Origin of the sequence: Amycolatopsis antarctica, from assembly GCF_002262875.1 — a bacterium.
In the GTDB taxonomy this organism is placed as follows: Bacteria; Actinomycetota; Actinomycetes; order Mycobacteriales; family Pseudonocardiaceae; genus Amycolatopsis; species Amycolatopsis antarctica.
This window is the reverse complement of sequence record NZ_NKYE01000017.1, coordinates 61,721-86,555: the sequence shown is the minus strand read 5'-3', so window position 1 is coordinate 86,555 and position 24,835 is coordinate 61,721. Positions and strand designations below refer to the sequence as shown.

General features: G+C 69.1%; 1 protein-coding gene (only partly in view). It reads left to right on the top strand.

All 24,835 nt of this window come from inside a single coding sequence — locus CFN78_RS23190, hypothetical protein (protein ID WP_094865005.1), on the top strand. Of the gene's 51,684 coding nucleotides, 7,859 precede the window and 18,990 follow it; the stretch shown corresponds to coding positions 7,860–32,694 (codon 2,620, partial, through codon 10,898, complete); the first complete codon in view begins at position 2. Both the start codon and the stop codon lie outside the window.

Here is a 24,835-nt window from a genome sequence, read left to right as displayed (position 1 = left end):
GCGGCATCCGGGCGCTGTCGGAGTGGCGATGACATCCGAATCAGCCGGGGTGCTCTTCCACAAGAACACCGTGTCGCTGACGGACGAGGGGGCCGAGCAGGTCAGGGCCTTGGGACTGCGATTGTTCGACGACATGATCGCGAACGGTTCGGTGCAGCCCGAGGTGAGGGTCACGGGCCACGGCAACTCTCTGACGCATGGCCACCGGACGGGGACGGCCCGAGGTGTCGTAGTGGCCAACATGCTTCTTTCCACCGTGGCGGGCGAGTACGGTCGGCGCCTGCGCTCCGGGGCTCCGCCGCGGGACCTGTCGGCGGTGTTGTCGTTCCAGCCGCAGGTGATGCCAGGGGAACGCAGCCTGGAACGGTGGAACCCGTTCGCCGGGTCGGACGCATCGAACCGGGGCCGGACGGTGACAATCGACGTGACCTCCGGTGCGGACGTGCGCCGCGGCCGGGGGGAGCCGGTTCTGGACGAACCGATTGTGCCGGTTCCTCCGACGGTGCCGGGGCCGCCCATGGTGCGGCCGGTGCCCGACGCGGTGTCGCCTCCGCCGGAGCGAGCGCTGACGGAGTTGATTCAGGCTGTTCCGCGTGGAGTTTCGTTCGCGGACCCGAGCGATTTCGCCGGACTGATCAATGGCTGGCGCGGCGGTGCGAAACCGTTCGATCGCGGGGGCGTCGACGCGGCCCTGGCGTTCCTGTCGACCTTCCACGGTGAGCCCAGGGTCGCCGGCGGGCCGGTGGGTATCGCGCCGGCACCGGTGGTCGCGGTGCAGTCGGCCGAGCCCGAGTTCATGGGTGTCGGGGATGCGGCTGTCGAGCGTGTGGTTCGCCGGGCGGACCAGCACGGTTCGTCCGGGTTGGTGTTCGGCTACACCTCGGACAGGCGTGGTCAGGCGTGGGCAGTGGTCCGGCATGGCGGCGAGGTGTCGCTTGTGGACGTCGTGACGGGCGCCGTGACGCCGGCCGTGGGCGGAGCGCTGCCTGCCATGGAACAGGTGTACGCGACCGTCGTCGACCGCGAAGGCAATGTCCTGATCGACGAGCCCGGCTCGGCGTACGAATTCCGGCCGGAATACGGAGAGTCGATGTCTCCGGTGACAGCACTGGACGAACTGGCGGCTGATTTCGACGGCCTGACCGAGTCGATCGGACGCCGGGTGCTGCATCACGTTCCCGGGCAGGCCTCCGACCAGTCGCCACAACCGGAACTGCTGGGACTCGGTGCTGCCGGCCTCGCGGAAGCGGTCAGCAGGGTTGGTGAGAACCCCGACTCGGAAGCCGTGGTGTTCGCCTACCCGGCGGACGGCGAGCGTGGCCGCGCGCTGCACCTGGTCAATGATCAGGGTGGCGTCTTCGTCCTGCACGACGGCGACCTGGTCGGGCGGGTGTTTCTTCAGGACGGCATCGTGTTCACGGACTACGGCGATCCGGCCGCGACGGCGGTCCCTGCCCAGGCGTACGAACTCGCCGAAGTCCACGGTGTGGTGATCGATGCCGACGGAAGCCGGGTCGCGCACGCGGAACTCCAACCGAGCACGCCGACTCGACGGACCACACCTCGTTACCGATGGAACTCGGCCGACCTGCCCATCGTGTACAGCCCGGACATGCCCGTGTCGCCGACCGAGGTGTCCGACCCGCCTGCCACGGTCACCTTCGGCCAGTTGAGCGACCAGGTGGACGGCCTCGCCGAGGCCGTCGACCTGATCGCTCGACACGACACCCGGCAGGACGCGCGGGAACTGCTCCTGTCCAGCCCGGTGGAGAACGTCGGCACCGGAGACGCGGCGCTCGACGATGTGCGCGAGCGCGTCAGCAGAGGTGGCCCCGGCTCGCGCGCGTTGTTCGTCGGCGACCTGTACGGCCGGCTCGTCGCCTACAACATGATCAACAACGATGGCGCCGTCTCGATCGTGCGTGCCGGCGTCGACGTCGCTCCGCTGACGCCGGCCGCTCTGACTCCGCTCGGCACGGTCGGTTCGGTGGTGCTCGACCCGGCCGGGGAACGTATCGACCGTCCGGCCACAGCCGAAACCCGCGACGACCTCGACCGGTCCCAGGACGACGAATCGTCCTTGTGGACCGATGAGTCCGTCCCATCCAGCCCCGCAGTATCCGGGCCACTCGGATACGAGCCATTCGCACAACCGCTACCGGCCGCCAGGCCGGGAACACCGATGTTGCGGCCGATCCCGCAGGAACCGCCTGCCGCCCTGCCCATGGTGCGGCTGAACGAGGCGGTTCCGCCAGGTACCCGGTTCGCCGACCCGGCAACGTTTGGCGGCCTGGTCAACGACGATCGGTCGGGGGACAGTGCCGACATCAACGGGGTCAACCCGGCACTTGCCTTCCACAGCACTTGGCATGGTGAGCCGCGAGTTGCCGGAGCCGTGTTCGGCGCCCCGACCGACGCCATAACCCGGGCCATCTCGTACTCGCCGGAGCTGGCCGGCACCGGGGCGCAGGGCCTCGGCGACATCGCGGGGTCGCTGTCCGAAGATGGGGCCAGTGCGGTGCTGTACGTCTACCCGGCGGACGCGCAGTCGCGTGGCCAGGCGCTCAACATGGTCCGGTACGAGGGGCAGGTATTCCTCGTCGATGCCCGAGCCGGTACCTCGATGCCGCTGACCACGGAGCGACTGCACGCCATCGGACCTGACACTGGCCAGGTCTACGCGATCGCATTCGACGCCGGAGCCCGCCACATGCCCGTCAACGGGGACTCGCGTCAGGTCGAGCCTGGAGAGACAGTGCCCGACCAGGCTGTGCGTAACGAGGAGAGCCCACCCGCACCGCGACGTCGTGAGCGTGGGCGTGGTCTGGATGAAGTGGGTATTGCGGACAGGTTGGGGTTGCCGCTGGTTGATCGGAGGGTTTTCGAGCAGCGGGAGGGGGTGTCGACCGAGCAGGCGGATCAGTTGTGGCGGCAAGCGAGCGAGGTGGTCGCCGCTACCCTGTTCAATCCGCTCTTCATCGAGGTCAAGCCGCCGGAGAAGGTCGCGTTCGATCTGGTCGTGGACCAGGTTGCGGTGGGACTGCACAACTCCTTGCAGTTGGGTGTGTCCGACACGGACGCGGTGGCCGAGGCGCGGGTACTGGCGGAAGAGTTGGCCGGGCGGGTGCGTGAGGCCGGTCTAGAGGGTGAGCGCGATCTGTCCCGAACCGCGGGGGCGAGCAGGGGTTCCACCGGGGTCGACGACGCTTCGGAGCACGGTGCCCTGGGCGGTTCGACCCCGCACGGTACCGGCGAAGTGTTTCCGGGCGAGTCGCCGGCGGGTCCGTCGCGGGAGGCAGGCTCCGACCCGGCGCCGGAAGACAGTCGCGACCGGTCCGGAACCGATGGCCCACCCGCACGGCGAGAGTCTGCTCCGGCCCTTTCCTCTGTCGAGCAGTCGACTTCGGTTCAGCCGTCCACCGAGCCGGCCCCCGAGGTGCTTTCCGAACCAGAGCGGGAACCGGAGGAGACGTCCGACGGGCAGACCCCGCCCGAGGACGGGAACCCGCCCGCCGAGGACATTGTGGACGGTCTGCCCGCCTACCTGCGCGACAACCGCAACCTCGGTGAATCGGAGCAGATCAGCGAAACCAGCGGGCCGGGCAGTGACGTCGAGGCACACCTGCGCCACATCGCCCCGGACGTGCGGCATTGGGAGGACCTCGACGGGGCACAGAACGTGGTGCGCTCGAACTTCCGCGAACTCGGCGCCGACGGCGGTCGCCGGTTCAGGTTCAAGGGCGACGGCAAGCTCTACGAGCTGATCGTCTCGGATCCGCACCTGAACTGGAACGACATGGAGATCCATGGCGACAGCAAGGATCCGCTGTCCAAGGCGTCCAAGACCAAGGTCGCCACCGCCGATACCAACAGCGGCAAGCGGTCGAACGGTGCGTTCACCACCCTTCAGTACACCGGGCCCCCGGGCATCGTCGTGTCCTTCACCCCTTCGTTCCCGCTCAACCCGTCCGAGGAGACCGCTTCCGGTCTGAAGAAGGAACTCGCGAGCTCGGTCGAGGTCGAGGTCGGCAAGGCCGTCAACACAACGGTGCCGGGCCGGTTGACGTATGCGCTGCTGGATCGGAAGGGTGCCAGGGTTCTCCCGCCGGGCGCCCGGTCGTCGGAAGTCACCAGCGACGTCACCGCCGGGTTCAAGGTGCCGACGGGGCTGACCGGACGCGGCGACGCCGGGCAGCGGGTCTTCGACACCGACGCGGTGCGCCCGGACGGAACGATGCGCGAGGCCCGGGCCAGGAAGCTGACCAGGCAAGGCATCCGGCCGGTCGAGGCCCGCACCCGCGCGCTGCGCGGAAAGGCCGCGGTCGGCGCGACGACGGTCAACCGTGGCCGGCAGCCAGGGGCGGTGCCGAGCTTCGCCGACCAGGTCATCGACATGATGGGCGATCGCTGGAAGAAGGGGACCGCGGTCGGCGCCGACGGGCGTCGCGAGATCCAGCGGTTGTTCAGTGAGGAGAACCTCGAACTGCTCGCCCGTAACGCCGCGTACAACGAGAAGAGTCCGGTGGCGGGCTGGATGCGGTCGGCACCGATCCTCGCGGGCTGGAAGAGCACGCAGATCGCGGTGCGCGCGGTTCCGCGATGGGTCAGGGTGGAAACGCCGCAGAACGGCGTGCCGATCACCAGCCGCGCGCACGAGCACCACGAACGATCCGAGGGAACCGGGGCCAGGAGACGCTACGGGCTCTCCGGCTTCGTCGGGGGCGGGCCCGCTGCCGGACCGTTCACGCTCGCCGGTGGTGGCCTCTCCTACAACACGAGTACCGAGGCCAACGCCAGCGGCACCGTGTCCAACTCGGTCGCCACCAAGGACGGGCTGGAAGTCACCGGCGATGTCGTCCCCTACGAGATGGTCTACGACATCCAGTTCCGCCAGGTCGGTCCCGGCCCGATTCGGACGCTGAAGGGCAACCTCGGCACACACGAGTGGACGACGAGCAGGACCGCGGCCGAGGCCGGCCTGATCGAGGAGACCGAGCAGAACACCGTCCGGTACCGCTCCGGAGACGACCGGGTGAACTTCGGCCCGCGCGAATTCGAGAACGGCACCGGGATACCTGGTGGCAGGATCGACATGTTCGATCCCGCCGAGGTGCTCTACCAGGCGATCCTCCCGCACATGGACGGGCTCACCGCGGTGTTCACCGACCCGAAGGTCAAGAAGAACAAACTGACCGACAGGGTCAACGCGAAACTGCAGCAGGGCACCAGCCTGCGCAACGTGCTCTCCGGGGACAAGGAGGGTGCGAAGCACCTCGTCGAACAGATGATGGGCCCGCACGGGCTGCAGTTGACGGTCAAGCCCAGCGGCCGGAACGCCGCCTGGCTGCACGACGAGACCAAGACGATCCTGCTCACCGGTCGCATGCACGACATCGAGGACGGCGATCGACTCAGCGCGGACTCGATCAGGGACATCGATCACGTCAAGAACCGGACGAAGATCGAAGGCAGTCGCGGCAACAACTCCACGCTCGCGGGCGGCCCGCAGGGACGACTGCTCGGCCTGCTCGGCTCGTCGAACCTCTCGGGCCTGGTGATGGTCGGCTGGCGTGCCTCACGCACCTGGTTGAGCGACAGTCTGCAGGAGACCAGCGGGCGAAGCTCCGTCGAACGGCGGGGTGCGCAGTCGCTGACCGAGGACGGCGATCTCGGCAGCACCAGCGTCTACCCGTTCCGCGGCCGGCTGCGGGTGGAATCGCAGGTCGTTTCCCAGCGGCGGCCCAACGCGGCGCTGCGCAAGATCACGCCGGGCACCTGGGGCCGGCACATGCCGGAGCAGAAGACGGCCACTTCCGAGCCGGTCGAGCTCGACGTGCGGATGTTGCTTCCCGGCGCTCTCGTCAAGCAGACCCCGCCGCGGGACGACGTACGCGCTTCGCGGCCGGACGAGCCACTGACGGACGCGCCGCCGCCGTGGACCTTGACCGCCCCGGCCCCGGGGCAGTTCAAGAACCTCGCGGTCGTCTCCCTCGACGACGGTGGCCGGCTGCAGGACGTGGCCGAGGAGATGTTCGATCAGGCGTCGGGGCGTGACCCCGTAGCGCATTCACCGACCGACATCAGACCGCTGCTGAACAAGCGGTTGTCCCCGGCGGCGTTGAAGAAGGACCCGAACCTCTTCGACAAACCGACGGTGATCAACCGGGTCCGCTTCGGCCGGCGCCGGAAGGACCTCATGGGCGCAGTCGGCGTTTCCTTCCGGCCGACCTTGTCGGAGAACCCGGTGACCGCCGAGGAGTTCAAGGAGGCCGTCCGCGGGATCAAGGGCAGCAGCAAGACGACCGGAACGGGCGGAACCACCACCCAGCACGGACCGTACGTCTACCTGGCCGGCGTGGCGAACGTCTACGGCCCGGGAGCGGGCAGCAGCGAGGCAGGCGTGATCGGCACCGCCTCCGCGGTGCTGTCGCCCTTCCTGGTCAGTTCGGGCGATTCCGCGGCGACGTCGCTGCGATCCAGCGAGAGCCTGCGCGCCGAGGGACAGCCGGAACCGATGGTGCTGGCGCGCGTCGACATCTCGGCGACCGTGGTCGCCGAGGCGTCCCACCAGAGCAACCTCGACTGGGGCTTCGGCAAGAAGAAGAGCAGCACCGCGGGAACGACGATCGACCTGCCCGAGTCCGCGCTGGTGTGGCTGACCCCGAGCCAGCTCGCCGAGATGCGCGGGGACGATCCCGCGCAGGAACAGGCCGAGGATGCCGAGGAGCCGGCCCGGCAGCCGGTGCAGGCTCCGGCGTCGCTGCGACCGGATCAGGTCGTGAAGCCGTCGCTGGGCCTGGGCGGAACCTTCTCCGACATCGACCTCAGGGACAGCATCGCCGACCTTCGCGAGCAGCTCCGTACCGCGATGCCCGACGACCCCGGCCTCGCGGACCGGTTGCTGCCGACCAGCGGACTGGACCCCACCAAGGGCAGCCCCGCGGCGGCCACCGAGTTCGTCTACGAGGCGAACCGCATGCTCGGCAATCTGCTCAACGGCGGGCAGAGCACCCCGTTGCGCGTCGAGCGGACGATCAACGGCCAGACCTACCAGCTCGCGCTGGAGGGGGAGGTCGCCGGCACCCCCGGGCCGGGCAACCTCAGCACGTTGCAGTCGCTGCGAGCCAAGGTGGCCGCGACGTACGAGCAGACGCTGGTAGGAACCAAGAGCAGGACACTGCTCAACTTCCTCGCCTCCCTGCGCGCGACGGTCGGCATCCGGGACGGTTCGGCCCCGGCTGGTACCCAGCCCGCTCGCGGGGAGCCCGCCGCGACCGGCAACGGCCTGGACGTGAACTACGGCATTCGCGACCGGGAGCGGACCGTCCGGAAGACGACGAAACACAACCAGGTCGCGAAGCTGAACGGCCCGGTGGCCGAGCACCCGGCCAACGTCACGATGACGTTGAAGGTGCGCAGGCACGGCCGGACCCTCGCGTCGGTGCAGACGGACACACCGGTCGACCTGTTGCAGGACCCGACCGCGTCACTGCCCGCACCGAGCCACGGCCGGTACGGGGCCGCCGGAGGGGAAACCCGGCTGGAAGGCGAGGAACTCGACGGACAGCGTCAGGCAACCTGGCTCACCGAAGCCGAGCCCGACACGGCGGGGCGGCGGATGCCCGCTTCCGACGACTACTGGGCGGAGCACTTCTTCGGCGACGTCGAGTACCACCGCTCGGTGGCGAAGCAGCGGCTCGCGGACTCCGGGATGACCGTGACCTCGAAGGTCGCCGCCGCCGTCGACGCCGCCATCACACCGAATCTCCTCCGCGGCGCGCATCACCGCGGCGGCGCCACCGGAATCCCGATTCCGCTGCCCGGCAACCCGAGCAGCGACCTGATGCTCTACATCAAACCTCGCGAGATCCGGTTCGCCGGTGCGAGCGCGAACATCGACATCGAGTCCTCGACCCAGTTCCTGGAGAACGGCGAGGAAAAGATCGCGATGGGCATCGGGGCCACGGCGACCGGGACAGGCCCCTACGGTTTCGGTGGTCCGCAAACCAGCCCACAGCCACACAGAGCTCCCGGCCAGGACACCCGGGTGGCCGAGCCGATGAGCTCCGAGCCGGCCGCCGCCGAGGACACACTGACCCGCTCGGTGCTGGCGTCCGCCGACTTCCGTATCGTCGCCACACCGAAGGACACGTGGAAGAACAAGCTCCGGCAGAACAAGCCCGCCGGGACCGAGTTCCGCATGCACGACGTCTACGGTCTCCGCCTGCGTGAGCACGCGGCAGCCGGCATGACCGGGACGACGCTGCCGGAGAACCTGATCACCGAGACCAGGGCCGTGGCCGACAGGGGCACGGAACTGCAACAGACCCAGCGCAGGCACCAGGCGGCGCGGGCCGCCTTCAGGGCCGTCGTCCGTGACACCGAGGATGTTCAGCGCGGGCGGCAGGCCCGGGTGGCCGAACTGGATCAACTCATCGACCAGCACCGGCGCAGGTTGGCGGAACTCGACAACCAGGACGCGGTGGCCGCCGAAGCAGCCGCCGACACCGCCGACGGCGAGACGGAGCTGTCCGATCCCACGAGCGAGGACACGCGGGCCGCGCGCAGAGAGCTGTACGAGACCGTCGCCGCCGAGCGGAAGGCCGCACAGGACGAAAGGAAGAGGATCGATCCGCGGCCGGAGGCCGCCGACCTGGTCGCCCGCCGCGAGGCCGCCGCGACCCTGGTGACGGAGGCCGCCCGCCAGGAGCAGCGCGCGTACGAGGAGTGGTCGCGGGCCCGGGAGCGCTACCTGGACCAGGTCAACGCGATCTATGCCGAGGAGACTCCGCGGACCGAGCCGCGGGACGAGCTGCCCGAGGACGAGCACGACCCGGACGTCTCCGAGGACGAGGATCCGCAGGGACTGCCCCCCGACCAGGGCCAGACCGAGACGCACGAGCTGCGGCCATTGCCGCCGACGCGGCCCGCGCCCCCGCCGCCCGCGGAATCGAACGAGTCGCCGCCGCCACCCTCGCCGCCGACGCGGCCCGCACCCGCCCCGCCCGTCGAAACCGTGCCGACCGGCGAAGAGATCACGACGAGGCCGTTGGTGGACGCGGCGACCGGGGACCCGATCGGTGCGAGCTTCACGCCCGCAGGCGAACCTGCGGACCCTGCCGTACCCATCCTGCTCGTCTCGCCGGCCCCCACGGAGCCGTGGACCGAGCCGGGTACGGAGCCCAAGACCCGCACCGAGGGACAACCGGTTCCGGACATGCGCCTGAGCCTGCCGGAAATCGAACGCCAGTCCGACCGGTTCGTGGCCGAGCTCTTCGACGAACTCGACGAACGCGTCGCCACTGTCCCCCTTTCGCCGATGCGACGGCAGGACAGTTGGGCTTCGATCGAGTCAGCGCGGTCGGACACCGTCGACAGCGCCACGCTGGAGACCCAGCACGGAATCTCGTCGCAGGACCAGCGGCGGTTCCAGAAAATGGTCGACCGGTTCGGGGTGGTGGTGGATGTTCGGCCCACCAACCCGGCCTCGATGGCCTGGCGGGCGAAGGGCGCATTGCCCAAGCCGGTGGAGATCAAGGCGAAGACGCTCGACGAACTCGACGTGTATCTGGGTATGCCCGCGGAAAAGATCGGACTGGTCGGCTACTTCCAGCCGGAACCTCCGGCGTTGGAGAATGTGCCGGAGGCGCTGCGGGACGGGGTGTTGAAGCGGTTCCGGAATCGGTCGATGGAGTACACCGAGCTCGCCGAGACCATGCGCGCTCTCGAACAGAGCGGCCGATACCGGATCGTCGACGGTCTGGTCCAGGGGCGCAAGGACGGTGAGTATCGCAATCTCACCGGCGACAACGACATGTACGACATCCGGCTGCCCGACGACGGAGCCAGCCTGGAGCAGGCCGACTACGAACGAATGGTGTACCTGCTGGTCGGCCGTGAGGTCGGCGTCGAGCACGGCGCGATGAACTACTGGGAGCCCGCCACCGAGTTCGAGCGCAAGATCCGGAACGACATCGATGAGCTACATCGCACCGTCCCGCTCGTCCGCTTCGTGCCCGGGGAGCAGCACGCGTCCCTGGTTTACCTCGGCGACGACCTGGGCGAGCGGCGCCGGTCCGAGGTGCCGCCCGCGGAACCGGTGTCCGGTGACGTGGAGACCGTGACCGAGGTACCCATTTCCATCAACCGGGCCGTGGACCCGGCTCCGCCGGGGCCGCCCGCAGAGGTGACGATGGAGCGTCCGGCGGGCACGGTGGACAACCCGATGCCGCTGGCGGATCTGGTCGATCCGGAGCATCTGGATCTGTCGGAGCTGAAGTTCGTGCCTTTGAAGGATCGCTCGGGGACGGTTCGTGGTGTGTATTTCCCGAAGCCGGGCGAGGACGCGGCGATCGTGGAGTCGGCGTTCGAGCGTGGTGCGGTCGATTCGGATTCGTTCGCTCCGGTGATTCACCATGGCGAGGGTGGGTTCTCGGTGTGGCGGAAGTCGGATGGCAAGGAGATCCGGCTGGACGAGTCTGGCATGTTGCGGTTGCTGAACAGTGCCGCGATGCCGGGTGGCCAGGGGTGGCGGCAGCAGGCGAACCTGGTGTTCCTGAGTTGCCGGTTGACCGACCCGGCGATGGGAGGCCGGTTCGAGCGGTTGCGGGATCTGTTGTCGGATGACGGTTATCACGGCGACGTGCACGGTTTCGATTCCGCGGTGGATGTCGTGGAAGATGGGACGATTCGGCCGCATGGTGAGGGGGATGTGGGTGGTCCTCGTTTCACCACCATGAGCCCCGACTCCCCGCCCGTGGTGCCGATTCCGCTGGGCAGCGGGCCGCGGCCGCGGGTACCCGGACTGGGTGAGCCGATGATCGATTCCTGGTCCAGCAATTTGACCGGCTTGTACGAGGACGGGCAGCGGCGATCGCCGGAGGAGCGGTTGGCCGGTGGTGTACCGGCGTTGCGCGCGTTCGCCCAACAGATCGCGAGTCATACTTCCGTGCTCGCCGCGCAGGGGCGTGAACCACTGGACATCAGGCTGGAGATCATCGACCGGCCCAGCCGTTCGGGCTTGGACGTGGACGCGATGTTCGCCCTCTTGGAGGGAGAGGTTCGTGCCGCTGTCCTGGCCGCCGGGATCGATCCGGATTCCGATGCCACACAGCTTCGTTTCGAGCGGATCCGACGTACTCCCAAGGGGCAAACGTCACCGTCGATCGGCATTTCGGTGCACGAGTCCGCGCACCTGTCCCAGCAGGGTTACACGGCCGCACGGAATCTGGACGTGTTCTTTCTGCCGCACAAGACCGAGTTCTCCATCGCCGGGCGTCGCCGGTTCGGCTGGCTGCTCGATGGTCTCGCGCAGCGCGTGCGCGACGCTTCGGGCGACGCTGAACGGCCACACCTGCTGCTGAACCTGCAGATGAGGAATGCCGAGGACGAGACGCGGACGAATGCCGTGGCGGCATTGGTGAACGATTTCGCCGCGACGCCGGGAAATCTGCCGTCGGGAATGACGGCCGAGCAGTTCATCGAGAACCACGTCGAACTCCGGACAATCCAGAGCAGGAAGGGCCTTCACGTCCTGTCCGCCGACATCACGGGCCCCGAACACGAACTGGATCACCGCCCGCCGGAGGAGAAGCTGAACCCGACCCGGACCGACGTTCCTTCGACCCCGCAAAGCCAGGTCACGGCCCCGATGGTGCCGTTGCCGGCGCCCGAGGGACCGGTATCCCGCATGCCGCAGGTCGCCGAAGGCGTGTTGGACTCGTGGTCCGGGGGAATGTCCAGCGCGTTCGAGGGCAGGGAACGCCGGTCGGCGCGGGAACGGTTCCACGATGGGATGGGGCCGCTACGGGCCTTCGCCGGACAGATCGCCGACTACACGGCAGAACTGGCCGCCGAGAACCGGGAGCCGCTGGACGTCCGGCTGGAGGTCGCGGACCGCGCCGGGCAGCAAGACGCTGTCATGGACGAGGCGTTCGACCTGATGAAGAATGAGGTCCGAGCGGCGATCGTGGCCGCCGGGGTCGATCCGGATTCGGATGCCGCGCAGGTGCGGTTCGAACGCATCCGGCGTACCGCCAAGAGCGCGTCGACCGCGTCGGCCACCGTGTCGGTGTTCGAGTCCCCGCACTTCTCCCGGCAGAGTTACGCCGCGTCACGGGAGCTGAACCTGTACTTCGCGCCGAAAAGGGCCGAGTTCACGATCGCCGGGCGGCGCCGGTTCGACTGGCTACTCGAAGGTTTCGTACAGCGGGTACGAGATGCCAGTGGCGACGGGCAGCGTCCCCGCCTGCTGTTGAACCTCCGCACGAGCAGCCCCGACGATGTCGTGCGGAAGAACGCGGTGACGGCCGTGGTGAACGATTTCGCCGCGGTGCCGGGAAATCTGCCGCCGGGGATGACGGCCGAGCAGTTCATCCAGAACCATGTCGAGTTGCGTGTCATCGAGAGCAAGTACGGCTCGCAGGGAGTGGCCGTCGATGTGCTTGGCCCCGAACACGAGCTGGATCAGCGTTTGGCGGAAGAAGAAGTGGACCCCACGTCCTCCGAGATCCCGGAGGTGCCGTTGCCGGTGGGCGAGGACCCGGCGCGGCGGCTCCCGGCGATGAGCGAGACGATGCTGGAGGCGTGGTCGCACGGCTTGGCCAGCGCCTTCGAGAACCGGGAACGACGAGCGCCGGAGCAGCGGTTGCCGGACGGCCGGGAACCGCTACGGGACTTCGCCAGGAAGATCTCTGACTACACCGCGGAACTGGCCGCCGGGGACCGGGAACCACTGGACATCCGGCTGGAGGTCCGGGACAAGCCAGGTCAGCGCCCGGAAACCATCGACGCGATGTTCGACCTGCTGGAGAGCGAGGTGCGCACGGCGATCCAGGACGCGGGGATCGATCCGGACTCCGACGCCGCGCAGGTGCTCTTCCAGCGGATGCGCCGCCAGTCGAGTGCCAAACTTCCAGCCTCTGTAGGAATCTCACTCTACCGGTCCCCGTACCTGCCCAGGCGGGCGTATGCGGCGACACGCGGCCTGGACGTCTTCTTCATTCCGACGAAGACCGAGCTCTCCGATGCGGGACGCCGCCGGTTCGGCTGGCTGTTCGAAGGCTTCGTGCAACGGGTCCGGGACGCCGGACCCGAGGCGGAACCGCCGCGGCTGGTGCTGAACCTGCGCACGAACAAGCCGGACGACCTACGGACGAACGCGGTGACCGTCATGGTCAACGAACTGCTCGCCAAGCCCAGGCAACGGCCACCGGGGATGACGGCCGAGCAGTTCATCGACAACCACGTCGAACTGCGTCCCGCGACGAAGCACCACGGCCAGCCGGCACTGGCCGTCGACGTGCTGGGACCCGACCACGAACTGGACCGGCGTCCGGACGAGCCACCACTGGACCTGGTGCGGCAGGAGGAAACTCCCGAGTCGGCACGCCTGGTACCGCTGCCGGTCGGTACGGCTCCGCTGGCCCGGCGCCCCGCGCGCCGGGAACCGCACGACGACGTGTGGGCCGGACTGCTCGACCGGGACCGGACGTTGCCGCCGGAGCAGCGCCTGCCGGACTCGTTCCGGGAGTTCACCCGGCAGGTCGGCGAACGTACGGCTCAGCTTGTCGCGCAGCAGGGCGAGTCCCCGGACATCAGACTGGAGATCCAGGAATGGCTTGATCGTTCGCAGGCGTCCATCGACGCGATGTTCGACTACCTGGAGCGCGAGCTGAACGCGGCCGTGCTGGCAGCGGGCGCCGACCCGGACTCGGGCCCCGCTCGGTTGCGGTTCCAGCAGGTGCGCCGTCGCGCGTACCCCGGGTCCGACCTGTCGGTGAACATCTCGGTGCACGAGCCCGCGTATCTGTCCGGGCGGGACTACGAGGCTCTGCGGAACCTGGATGTGTTCTTCCTGCCGACGAAGGCGGAGTTGTCCGCTGCGGGGCGCCGTCGGTTCGGTTCGTTGTTCTCGGGTTTCGCGCAGCGGGTACGGGACGCGGCCGAAGGGGAGCCGCGGCCCCGGCTGGTGCTGAATCTCCGGCTGGTCAAGGTGACGGACGGGCCGAGGCGTACCGCGGTGACCTCGCTGGTGAACGAGCTGGCGGCGGAACCGGGGAATCTGCCGCCGAGGATGACGGTCCAGCAGTTCATCAACGACCACGTCGAACTGCGGATCGAGCAGACCAGCAGCTATCAGGCGGCGTTCGCCGTGGAGATCCAGGGTCCCCCGCACGAACTGGACCGGCACGTTCCGCACGCACCGGCTCCCGCCCACACGGACCTGCCGCTCCCCGTGGTGACGGCGCCGTTCTCACGGCTGGTCTCCGGGCACGACACGGTGTCGGATTCGTGGTCCGGATCGCTGGCCCAGCATCGCTGGCGGACCCCGGAGGAGGGGCTGAGCGGTGGACTGGACTCGCTCCGGGTGTTCACCGAGCGGGCGGCCGCCTACACCCGTCAGCTCGCCGAAGCCGGCCGGGAACCGCTGGACATCCGGCTGGAGATGACGCCGTGGGCCAATCGTTCCGACGATGCGGTCAACGCGATGTTCGACTTCCTGGAGCAGGAGCTGAACACGGCGGTGCTGGCCGCGGGAGTCGACCCGGACTCCGATGCGGCGCAGCCGCGGGTCCACCGAGTCCGGCGCAAGCTGGATCCCGGCCGGGGACCCGCTGTGAGCGCAGTGGTGCACGACTCGCCGCATCTGCCCAAGCGGGACTACGAGGCCTCGCGCAGCCTGGATGTGTTCTTCCTGCCGTTGAAGGCGGAGTTGTCCGCTGCGGGGCGTCGTCGGTTCGGCTGGTTGTTCTCGGGTTTCGCGCAGCGGGTGCGGGACGCGGCCGAGGACACGCCCCGCCTGGTGCTGAATCTGCGACTGAACAGTGCGGACGACGGGCCGAGGCGTACCGCGGTGACCTCGCTGGTGAACGAGCTGGCGGCGGAACCGGGGAATCTGCCGCCGGGGATGACGGTCGAGCAGTTCATCAACGACCACGTCGAACTGCGGATCGGATCGACCGGCAACCAGCAGACGGCGTTCGCCGCGGAAATCCAGGGACCTCCGCACGAACTGGACCAGCACACCTCGGCCCAGCCGCTGGCCCTCGACTGGCCTCGCCATTCCGGACCCGAGGCGGGAGCGGCCAGGGGCGGGCACGTGTCCAGGCTGCACCAGGAGGAGGTGGAGTTCCAGACGCTGAATCGCGTCGCCGCGCGGATGATCGACGAGGACGCCGCGATCATCCGGGAGTTCGGTCACGGGCTGGGTGAGCGCATCACGGAACTCGCCCCGGACGTGGAACTGCCGGACGTGTGGGTGGTGCTCAGCACGCGGTACGAGCCGGGGCATCCGGAGCGGCGTCCGGTCGAGCGCAGCGCTCGTCCCTACGCGCTTGGCCTGCTCTACGAGGGAATGCGGGACGCCGGTCTGGATCAGCGGACGCTGGATCGGGTGCCTGTCACCTGGCGTACCGCGCGGCGGCGACTGCCCGTCGATGGTGCCGACGGGACGCTCTCGCTTCGTGAGTACCCCACTCCGGGCTGGACGGCGGAACAGTACCGAGGCACCCGGGAACTCAACGCACCGTTCCCGGGTCCGCGTGGTTCGGACCTGACGGCAGCCGTGCAGAATCGGATCACTCTGTTCGTGGAGGGTTTCTACACCCGCCTGCTGGATGCCGACCCCGACGCCAGGCCTCTGCTGGAGATCCGGTACGCCGCCGCGGACGAGGATCGGGACAGCCGGGAACGAGCTGTGCTCGACGTCGTCGAGCGCGCGCTGAACGGGGCATGGGCGGACCGGAGACCGCCGTACGGTCTGCCGACGGTCGCGGACATCATCCGGGACAACGTGCGGACGGGAGTGAACCCGAAACAGGGGACCGGGCTGCGGTTCACCGAACGTCTGCCGGTCGAGCAGGACCCCGGTTCCACTCCTGGCGACGATGAGCGGATCGCCGGTGGCATGCCCGAACCAGCGGATGCCGACGCCCGATCAGAGGCGGGCGAGTCGGATGACAGCCAGCTACCGGACATTCCGGAGCTGACCTCCTCCGGTATGCCACCCCCGGTCCAGCAGGACGAGGACGGCGACGCAGTGATGACCGAGCCGGAGATGGCGAGCCCGGAGCACGACGGGATCATCGACGACTCCGGACAGGCTGACGCGGATACCGATCCGTGGCTGACGGAGGAGCCGCAGTTCGATCCGTTCTTCGATCCGTATCTCGACGTGGATCTGTTCGACATGATCGACTTCGACGCGACACCGGTGACCCCCACCGCGTTGCGGGGGCTGTCGCCTGCCACCGGGATGGACATTCATCAGCCACCGGCGGCCGAGGACCCGACCTCGGGCGATCAACAGCCGCCGGGTGACTCGGGCGATACCGATCGGCCGATGGCCGACATCTCGTTCCTGGACTCGATCGAGTTCAATCGGCTTCTCGAGGACGGCAGCTTCGTCGATTTCCTGGCCGCCGACGCCCTGGACGAGGACGCCGGCGGCGCAGGCGTGGGCACCGACGTGCCGATCGCGGGCAACGGCTCGGGGCCGGGGACGCCACGGCCACGGCAGCCCGGAGGGCCTGACCCGCTCACTGTGGACGACGACCTGTACGACGCCACCCCGCGGACGACACCGGGGGCTGCTCCCGGACCGGAGGCAGCTGGGCCGGGTGAGCGGTCCGTACCGGACTCCGCCTCGGACGCCGCGCCATCGCTCGCCGCGCCATCCACCCCGGTTGCCGACGACATGGACGTGGACGGCCCTGATCCTGCTCCGCTGATGGCTCCCCCGATCCCCGGATCATCCGATCGCGGGCTCCGGCAGGACGACTCGCCGGTGGATCCGGGGCCTGACTCCGCTACGGAGAGTTCCGGTCCTCGCGTGCGCGGCCGGTTCCCGGTCGTACGGGAACCACGACTTTCCGTTGCCGACCGCGCCGCGCTGGACAGGGCGGCGGACGACATGGTTCGAGAAGCGCTGGAGAACTCGTCCGATGGGCTGCCACATCTGCCCATCGAAGTGAATGTGTATCTGCGGCCGATGCAGCTCGCACAGAAGTGGTTCAACCGGATTAGTTCGGTTCTGACAACACAGATCCACCAGAGTGTGGAGAACGTTCAAGCGGCGAATCGACCCAGGCGACGGCCGGAGGACAGCGGTACCGGGGTCGTTCCACGAATCACCTTTGTCCCCCGCATCGAGGAATCCAGCGATCACGGTAGCTGGGACCTTGCCGTCGGGGACGAGCCGAAGCCGGACCTCGCTTCGAGTGTCATCGAGATGCTGGGCTCCGGGCCGATTGACGGTGTTCGGCTCGCGAAGTCACTGGAACAGCTGAAACGGGAGCACAGCGAGACTGATTGGAACGCGATCGCCGAGGCGCTGGCGGAGGTCGATACGGATCGGCTGAGTCTCTGGCACGCTGCAAGAGCCTGGGACATCGTCGAGGATGCTCTGTCCCGGACCGGTCGGACCGTCGCGCGGACGCCGGCTCCGGACACAGATCCCGATGGTGGTCCGGGACGTTCGGTGACGCTGGGGCAGGACGAGGGCACGGCGGAGAATCCGGTGCCCCTGACGGACCTGGTCGACGACCTGGACTCCGCCGATGTGGCGTTCGTGCCCTTGCTGGACGGGAACAACGTGGTACGCGGCGCGTTCTTCGGTCGCGGTTCGGAAGCCGATGTTCTGCGAGAGGCGTTCGCGGCCGGGGCGGGACCCGCGGACACGTTCACCATCGCGGTCCACCACAACGACAAGGGTTTCGCGATTCCGCGGAAGTCCGGCGGCGTGGTGCGGGTCGACGAGGCCGGATTGGCACGGGTGCTGGCATCGGTCGGTCTGCCCGCCGGGGCTGATGGCCGCGACTGGCGGCAGGCGCGGAATCTGCTGCTGCTGAGCTGCCGGGTGTCGGCCGCCGGCCGGGTGGGCCTGGGACCGGAAAGCAGCCTGGCGAAGCTGGAACCCTTGCTGCGCGACGAGGGTTTCGCCGGCGAGCTGATGGGTCCGGACTCGCCGGCGAAGGTGCACGAGTCGGGGGCGATCGAGCTCCCGGATGGCGGGCTGTTGCGTCGGCCGGACGGCACCGAGGTGCCCGCTCAGGGTGAGTGGCCCGCTCCGACGTCCGGTGACCGCAGTGTCGAACTGCAGCCGGATGCGCCCCAACCGTCTTTCGTGGTGTCGCCGTCCACGCCGGAGCCGCACACAGCACCGGCGGAGCCGGCCCCGTCGGTCCCGGGCGTTGTGCAGGACTGGCACGCCGACCCGGCCGCGGTGGCGGATGTGCGTGGGCGCCTCGAACGCTTGGCGGAGAAGGCGTTCGCCGGTGGGCAGCGGGCTTACCACAAGTTGCTCGGCCCGGACCTGTTCGGTCTCGGCAGGACTCCCGAAGCGCCGGACAACCTGCGTGGGGTGAACTACGACCGGCTGGCCGCCGCCCAGGGGATGAACCTGTTGCGGCGTATGGATCTCACCCGTTCGATGCCCGACGCGGAGGCGTTGACCCCGGAGGCGCTCGCCGAGGGCGAGCAGGAAGTGTTCGTCTCCGACTGGACCGAGGACCAGCTGCGGTACTGGGACGCGGTGGGTGTCGATCGCGCCGCCATTCCCGCCACGCGGGAGACGCCGAAGCTGCTGCACGGGATCTGGCTGGGCGGTCCCTTGGCTGACGGTGGGACGACGGGAACGTTCCAGCAGCGCTTCGCGGAGTCGGCGCGGACAACGGGTGGTCAGGCGGTGCTGTGGACGGACGTGCCGCGCGACCGGATAGCGGCCGTACTGGCCGGGGACTCCGATGACTCGCTCGCCGGTGTGCGGCAGATGGTGGACTGGGCACAGGGCAACGACATCCGCTTGGTCAACGTGGACGAAGTGTTCAACGCCGATGCGCCGATGCGGCTGGATCCCTTCTACCGTGCGGAGTTGACGAAGGGGAGCGGACGCGGTTTCGCGGCGGCCTCGGACATCCTGCGGCTGGCGTTGATCCAGCGGTTCGGTGGCGTGTACGTGGACGGCGACGATCGGCTGACCGATCCGGACGGGCTGCGCACGGTGCACGACTCGCCGCAAGGCCATGCCTTCGGCGGCCAGAGTGCCGAAACCTCCGCCGGTGGCGACCGGATCACCAACAACGACGTCATCGCCGGGGTGAAGGGCGACCCACTGACACAGGTCGACCTCGACGTGATCGAGGCGAACTACCAGCTCGGCCAGCTCGACCTGTTCCCGCCGAACCAGCTCGGGATGCAGGCGGGCCTGCTGAACACCAACCAGGGCCGGATCCGGCGCAACTCGGTCGTGTGGCGGACCGGGCCGTACAGGTTCCGCAAGCTCGTGAAGCGCCTTGGTGTCAAGCAACTGCCGTTGTTCCCCGGGCTCGAAATGGGCTCGAGTCTGAGCTGGGTCCCGGGCTCGGCTTCGGCCTCCTCGGTGTCGCGGCCCAAGGTCGCCGTCGAGGACGGCGCGGGTACGGCAATGCTGACCGCGAAGGTGGTGCAGACCCTCGTCCGCCAGTTGCGTAACCGGAACGGAAACCTGCACCTGAACGAGGTGGCCGATCTGGTGTCGCAGCACGCGGCACCCGAGGTCGTATGGACGGCTGCCGTCGAGTTCCTCGCCAGTGTGCCTGCCCTGCGCGACGAGGTGCGCAGCGTCACCAGCAACCGCTTCACCGGCCGTGGGTTCGACGCGGTCACCGCCCACGGGTTCGACGCGCTACCGCTTCCGGCGAGGTTGGCCGAGCTCGTGGACGCCCGAGCGAACGGGATGCTGACACTCCTCGGTGAACAGATCATCCCGGCTACCCTGCGCGACCCGTCGACCGACACCGACACCGCCGGAGACTGGCGCGAGGTGGTCTCCCGCGAGTACATGCCGGAGCTCGCAGGCGAGATCCGCCGTCGGAGGCGAATCCCCATCCGCGTCGGCCGCTCGGTCGAGCTGAGCTCCCCGGATGAGGAAACGCAGGATGAGACGCACCAGCGCGAGGGACTGCGCAACCTGCTCGCCCTGCTCCCGCCCGGACGCGACATGCCTGTCGACGCGGAGATCAGGCGGGAAGTGGACGCGGCGATCAGCCAGGGCCCCCGGGACCGGCACGCTCCGCTGCTCGATGCCGCCAACCTGCTCCGGCGGATCAACCCGAGCGGCACCCTGGTGAGTGCGGCGCTCCAGCAGTACCCCGCAGCTGACACCGAGCGAGCACGGGCCTGGGCCTCGGCCATGCTCGGCCGCAATTTCGAGCAGGAGGGTCTTCCCAGCCGGCTGTCGAGCCTGCTCTACGAACAGGTGCGGGACAGTGTCGCGTTGGCCAGGCTCACCAGTGGCACCGCCGACCCGATCGTGGTCTTCACCGGCACGGCACCCCTGCGCGCGCAACTGTCCGCTTTCGTCGAGCAACACGTGGATCTGGACGCACGGCAGGACGTGGCGGCCGACGACCAGCGCTGGCGTGTCCTTCGCGCGCGCACGACCCACCCTGGGCACTGGCTCGGTGAGGCCGGGGCGCTGCTGAACCGTGATGGCGACGGACTGGACGAGCGGACCCACCAGTCCCTCACCGACATCGCGCACCTCGTGGCGCTGCGAGCGGCCGACGAGTCGCTGGGACTGGTCAGTCAGGACTCCGTCGACACACTCGCCCGCACTTTGGGCACGGAGTTCGACCGGCTCAGGCAACGGAGCACGGCGGAAGAGGACATTCTCGGCTTCGAGTCGCGCAGGCCGGAAGCCGAGCAGGCATGGCGGGAACTCAACGCCAGGCACCAGCGGGCACTCGACCGGCGCGAGGATGCCGAGCGTTTGCTCCGCATTCCCGGCGAGGGGCTCGCCGACGGCGATGCCGAGCTGCGCGAGCAGATGGTGGACGTCCTCGCCGCGCACCTGCACCGCGAGGACGAGGTCTCGATGCTCGCCACGCACTTCGCCGGCGCCCTGACCGCGATCCGGGCGGCCGCCGACGTGACGAAGCAGCAGTGGCAGCGGGTCGGCCTCGAGAACCTGTATGCGGGTACGTGGCCGCAGGACGCGGCCCTCCAGCGCTCGGACGACCAGGCGGAGCCGAGCCCTCTGACCCAGGTATGGGACGTCCCACCCGAGGCGACCACCTCGGCGGGGGAGACCGCCCCGGTCGAGGACCTCGTCCAGCCCGATCAGGAGGGCCCGCTCACCGCACTCGACGATGCGGCCCCACCGGAGGACCAGAACTCGGTGCCGGTGATCCGGCGTGCGAACAAGATCGTGCGCGCGACAGGGCAGGATCTGGCGACAGCGGCCACCATGCTGGGTTACCTGCTCGATCACAGCGGTATGACGGAAGCCGAGTCTGCGGCGATCACGCGGGCGGTGTTGGTTCTGTCCAGGGCCAAGGCCGTTTCACCGGAGACACAGGACCAGGCCGGAACGCTGCTCGACCGGGCGCTGGAAAACCACGACCACGGTGCGCCGCCGGCGCGCGACGACGAGGCTGTCGCCGTGCTGAAGCGGATGCTGGGGGCACAGATAAACACCGACCCGGAGACCGGGCGGCCGAGCGATGTGGGTGAACTCGCCCATCGCCTCCGCGCCGGTTTCCGTGAGACCTTGCCACGGATCTTCAATCCCGGGAGGGAGGAAGCAGAGCAACGGCACACCGAGTTCGAACAGGAGTACCTGCCGGCCTCGGTGTTCTTCGAGTTCGATTCGGTCGTCGGCATGTCCGTCCAGGACCCGGCCGCGGACCCCGAGCAGGAAGCACCACTGGCAGTCTTCCGTGCCCGCACCGACGCCCGCGCCGAAGCCGCACGTGATGACGCGGTCCGGCTTCTGGGGGCCAGGCCCGCGCCGTTGCCGGAGCCCGGAAGCATCCCGCCCGCGGAACAGCGTCGCCGGTGGAAGTCGATGATCGAGACCGTGGCGCAGCGCATTGACGCCGGAGGACGGACCCGGGAGGTGGAACAGGAAGCGCGCGACCTGCGAGCCGAGTTCGATCGGCTGCGGCAGGCGGTTCCTCCGCGGGAGCGGACGTGGCAGGACGCCTGGGCGAAGGTCGAGCCGGCCGCCGAGTACAGCGCGATCGTGTTCGGGGGTGTCACGCCCGAGCAGCGGGAACAGGCACGACTCGTCGCCAGGGCGATGCTCGGACCGGAGCCCGTCGCGGCGCGGCATGTCGGCCCTGCACGGGCCCGTCAGCGGGACCTCTATTCGGGCCTGGTCGACATCCTGGCGAGCCGGCTACTCCGACGCGACAACGATCTTTCCGTGCTCACGGACCCGACGGACCCGGCCGTCGCGGAGCATGCCTGGAACGGCACCCGGGAGCTGCGCGAGGCCGCGGACGAAGCACTGAACCAGACCGAGTTCGGCGCCCTGCCCACCGCGCCGGACAGCGGGTTCGCGATGTCCGAGCACGTCGCGATGTCGCGGCACGCGGCCGCCACCGACCCGGACAAGCAGCAGGCCGCGGTCCGTGGGTACCAGCGGGCGTGGGGTGACCGGCTCGAACACTCCAGCGCGGTGAAGGCCCGCAGGTATCTCGACGATGCGAGGCGGAAGACCGCCGAGCGCCGAGAGTCGGCGATACAGGCGATCGGCACCCTGTCCTGGGGAGACCGCGACCGGGACCAACTCGCCGAGCGGATCGCCACCACATGGAACGTGCTCGCCGACGATGTAGAGGACGAGGGGCGCGAGGCCCCCTTCTTCGAGGCGGCGGCGCACCAGTGGCGCTCGCTGCGGATCGCCGAGCTGTCCGGGACTGCACTGAAGGCCGCGGTGGAGGCCGCGGACGCGGCACTGCGGGCGGATTGGGGCGAGGTGTTCGGCCCCGGTCGTCGGGACACATCGCCGGCGCCGGCGGAGCGGGTGCTGGGCACGCTTCCCGAACCGGGGCATCCCGGCCGGGACGCGCTTGTCGAGTGGATCGCTTCGGTTCAGGACCTGCACGAGAGACGACGGAGGCTGGGGTCGAACAAGCGCACCGTCGCGTACCGGGCATTCGTCAACGCCGCGGCGGACCAGTGGCGCTCGTTGCGCATCGCCGAGCTGTCCGGGGGTGAGCTGGACAGGGCGGTGGCGATCGCCGACGCGGAGTTGCGGGCCGACTGGAGTCGTCGCTTCGGCGCGGACGTGCGGACGACGGCGGAGCGGCTCCTCGGGGAACTCCCGGCACCGCATCACCCCGCCCGGGACGGCCTGATCGAGGTCATCGGCGCGATCCGGGTACAGGTTCGGCAGGACATCGAGGACTTCGATCTGGAGGTTCGACGCTTGTGGGCCGGGCACCGGCTCGCGACCCTGCCCGACGACCAAGTGGACGCCGCGGTCGAGCACGTGGTCGACGCGCTCTCGAACGGCCCCTGGCACACCGAGACGGGCAAGGGCTTGCGCGCCGTCGAGCATGTCCTCACCCACCGCAGGCACGCTCGGCAGGTGCTCGAGCAGCCCCCGAGCGACGAACTACCGGAGGGGAGCAAGCTTCCTCCCCCCGGGAACCTGGAGCTGGACGAGCTGGTCGCCGTCATCGGCGCGCTTCGCCAGACCATGCCGTTCGACCCGGACATCTTCAGCCGGGACGACTACGACAGCGCGATGTACGGGCTGTGGAACCAGCTCGAACTCTCGACGAGCGAGGACCCCGCTTGGCCCGCCGCCGAGATGCTCCGGTCCTTGCGCGACGCGGATCTGGTCTGGGGAGAGGAATTCGAGAGCAAGGAAACGACCGCCGAGGACAACGAGGCCAACCGGCAGAGCGCCGAGGAGGCAGTGGGAGTGCTGCCGGAATCGGCCGGGCCGATACTGACCGCGGTGTATCTGGCGATTGGTGCCACCCGTCTCGCGCAGCCGCCGGAGACGAGACCGACTTTCAATCTGGTGGCCAGGATGGCCTGGTTCAACTCCGGCGCGGCCACGACTCCGACCGAGGAGGCTGTCGCACGGCTCAGGCAGGGGCTGCTGACCAACGAGATCCTGTTCGACGAGGCCCAGCGGGACGTTCGCATCGCCGGCTTCGTGGGCGCCACCGAGCAGTTGCTCGCCCTTCCGCGCCCGTCGGGTATCTCGCCGCGCTGGGAGGACACCGATGCCGCCCGCCGCCTCTACGACCAGACCGAAGCCGTGGTCGCCGCCGAGTATCTGGGAAGACAGGACGCACGCGGGTTCGCCGATTCGGCGCGCGAGGGAGCGGTCTGGCGCGACGGTTCGGTGCTGGTCGGCCTGAACGAACTCCTGCACTGGCACCAGCCGAATCCGAACCTTGTCGGCGACCGGCGGCACGGACAAGACGTCATGATCCTGGCCGACCGGGGAGAGCGCGCCCCGGCGGCGGACACCGACGTGCCGCCACCGTCCTACGCCGAACCGGCGGACGGAACCATGGACCTCACGCACATCGCGCACGACCTGTTCGCGCACTTCCCGGCGAGGCGCGGCCCGGCGTCCGGCAATGCCAAGAAGCTGGCGGGCGAGCTGCTGGGGCCGCGTCCCGGCGATGAGCAACCCGTGTGGCAGGCCGTGTACGACCGACTGTCGTGGGCGCTGAACAGCGTGCCCGGAAAGGCGGGGTCGCGGGACCTGGCAATGGAACTGTGGACGAGTCTCGGGCCGTACACGCCGGTGGAATCCGAGGAAGTGATCGCCCGTCGACCGTGGGCGGACGTGCTGAGCTGGCAGGCCGAGCAGAGTCGCGATATGCGGACCGAAGTTCGCGAATACCACGCCACGGTCGAGAGCTGGATCACGGCACACACCGGGATCGCCTCAGCGGATTTGCGGCAGGCGCCGTTGTCCACCCTGGTGGACGCTTTCGCCTACCAGGCGTACATGGCGCAGGAGCTGGCCGATCCATACCAGGAGATGCGCCGGTTCGCCTCGACCGCGCTCGCCCACGGCGTCGTCGACAACGTGCACGAC